Below are 2,585 nucleotides of genomic sequence, written 5' to 3' on the forward strand. Positions count from 1 at the left end.
ATCGATACTCGACTCGCTCGAATTTTCACGATGCCATGGTTTTGAAGACAAGGGGAAAATCGCCTTTGCGGCAAACTACCTGCGGGTTGACAAGTCGCTTTACCTTATATCCGACGACAAGTTCCCCTCGCAAAGCCCCGCATTCAGAATCGTCGAAGAAAACAGGAACATCAAGTTTATCGACAGGAACGGCGACTACGTTATATACGGCGGGACACCGTAAAACGATAAAATGTTAAATTGTTCCGCATGAATACACTAGAAGCAATCAAGACCAGACGCAGCACGCGCAAGTTCCAGGCAAAGCCTGTGGAACGTGAAAAGCTTGAAAAAATCGTAGAGGCGGGCCGCTTTGCGCCCACGGGTGGCAATTGCCAAAGCAATCATTTTTTCGTGATTAGCAATCCCGAAGTTCTCAAGAAACTTGTTGAACTCGTGCAGTCTGCATTTGCCAAAATGGAACTCCGCGATGATCTTTATAAGAGCCTCCAGAATTCCATTCGCCTATCGCAAAAAGGCAATTATTCTTTCTGCTATACGGCTCCCGTTCTGATTGTGGTCGCAAACAAAAAAGATTACGGCAACAACATGGCCGATGTCGCCTGCGCTGTCGAAAACATGATGCTCGCCGCGAACGAACTGGATTTGGGCAGTTGCTATATCAATCAGCTCAAGTGGCTGAACGAAGACCCGACCCTGCTCGAATACCTGCGCGGCTTTGGCTTGCGCGAGGATGAACGTGTGTACGCCTCGGTAGCCATCGGCTATGCCGACACCGAATCGGGCCTCCCGAACCGCACTGAATCTCCGCGTACCGGGAACCTGGTGGAGTATTTATAGCGCTTTCTGTGTAGATTGTGACATTTTGTCAACGGAAAAAACCGGATGTCCTGTAACGTCCGGCTTTTTTGATATATATTTTGTATGAGATATAAGGAGGAGACATGTTATACTCGTTTTTCAGGGGTTTTAGCCTTTTGGCGTTTGTGCTTGTCGTCGCAATTTCGGCGCAGGCCTATACAATCACGTACAACTTGATGGGTGGCGTTAACCATCCGGACAATCCGGCGAGTTACGAACGTGATACGACCAAGCTTATTCTGAAAGCACCTTCAAAGGAAGGCTATGCCTTCTTAGGGTGGTATGTTGTGTCTGCAAGCGGCAAGGACTCCAGCTATTATAAAGGGGAAAATTTTGCTCGCTTCAGGAATCTCTCAAGAAGCTGGCTCGTGAGCGATATTGAAAATTTTACGGTGGAAGCAAGGTGGGGTCTTGTTCCTGAAATTCCGCAGCAAGATGAACGAGGCTGTTACTTGATCCGAACCGCCAGGGAATTGTATGGTATTGCTTCGGTTTCTAAACAGGATTATGAATACAGTCCCGAGTATCGATTTGAAGGTTGTATTTCTCTCTTGAATGATATTGTCGTTAACAAGAACTTGCTTGATAAAGACAAGAATCTGTCTTTGGAAGAATTTGTGTACTGGATTCCGGTTCTTTTCAAGGGGACGTTCGAAGGCAACGGTTTCAAGATTTCGGGCCTGCGTGGAAACTACGGCCTTTTTATGGAACTCGGAAATGTTTATGGTGGAAACGTAGCGCCTACTTTTGTCAAGAACCTGGGCGTTACGGATTCCTACTTTTCTGGTAAAGTTGTCGGCGGTATCGCGGCGACAATTGGCGGGCCGGTTCAAATGAATAATGTATATACGGACGTGTCGGTCCATGCGGAAGATTATGCCGGTGGCCTGATCGGTAGTGTATTCTTGGCTCCAGATGAATGTGTGACGGCTATGAGGCCGGCCTTGAATGCCCCACAGTACGCCGGTAAAAATGCCGCTGATTATTCGCGTGCAGCCTTCATTGAAAATTCCTACAGTTTAGGGCTTGTTGAAGGCGCTTATGCGGGCGGCATTGTTGGCGAAATGGATGTCGCCGTTTTAAGGAATGTCTCTTTCGCGGGCCAAGTGAAAGGGGCTTCTACAGACTGCATTGTGGCAAAAAAGGGCAATGCCTGCTCTACAAGCAGTATCATATTTGAGGTGGAAAACTCCAAGTGTATCGATAATGGTGACACGGCGGCGTACCCTGTCTTTAAAGAAAACGCGTTCTCGATTGATTATGTCTTGTATGGCGGTGTAAACAGTGAGCAAAATCCGGCTAGTTATATCAAGGGCGATTCTGCTATTGTGTTGAGCGCCCCGCAAAAAGAAAACGACGAATTCGAAGGCTGGTTCCTGGATAGCAACTTTGTCCAAAAAATCGATACCATAAAGACGCAATATTATGGCGATTGGAAACTTTATGCAAAGTGGAAAAGCTTCTTTGTCATTCATTTCGAAATGAATAAAGGCCAAACTTACAACGGGCGCACCTTCTATTTACCTTTGGAATTCAGGTGGTCGGCAGATTCTGCTGCATTTGTGCTAGGTACGGCTAGCCGGGAATCCGGATTTGAATTTGACGGCTGGTATGCGGATGACACCCTTGAGCATTTTTACGATCTGTCTGTACCACCAACGGAAACTTCATGCCTGTTCGCCAAGTGGATATACCCAGAGAGTCAGACGGGGATGGCTAAAAAA

At 47.1% G+C, this 2,585-nt stretch carries 3 protein-coding genes; all 3 read left to right on the forward strand.

Annotated elements, in window-relative coordinates:
• Positions 1–223: hypothetical protein (locus Q0628_RS05500; protein ID WP_298768920.1), on the forward strand; the 223-nt coding region annotated here is incomplete at its 5' end.
• Between the two features lie 26 nt (positions 224–249).
• A complete protein-coding gene (locus Q0628_RS05505; protein ID WP_298768922.1) occupies positions 250–840 on the forward strand; it encodes a nitroreductase in 591 nt (196 codons plus the stop codon).
• A 104-nt stretch (positions 841–944) separates the two neighbouring features.
• On the forward strand, positions 945–2,585 hold a 1,641-nt coding region (locus Q0628_RS05510), incomplete at its 3' end, for an InlB B-repeat-containing protein (protein ID WP_298768924.1).

Origin of the sequence: uncultured Fibrobacter sp. (assembly GCF_937877005.1) — a bacterium.
GTDB lineage: Bacteria > Fibrobacterota > Fibrobacteria > Fibrobacterales > Fibrobacteraceae > Fibrobacter.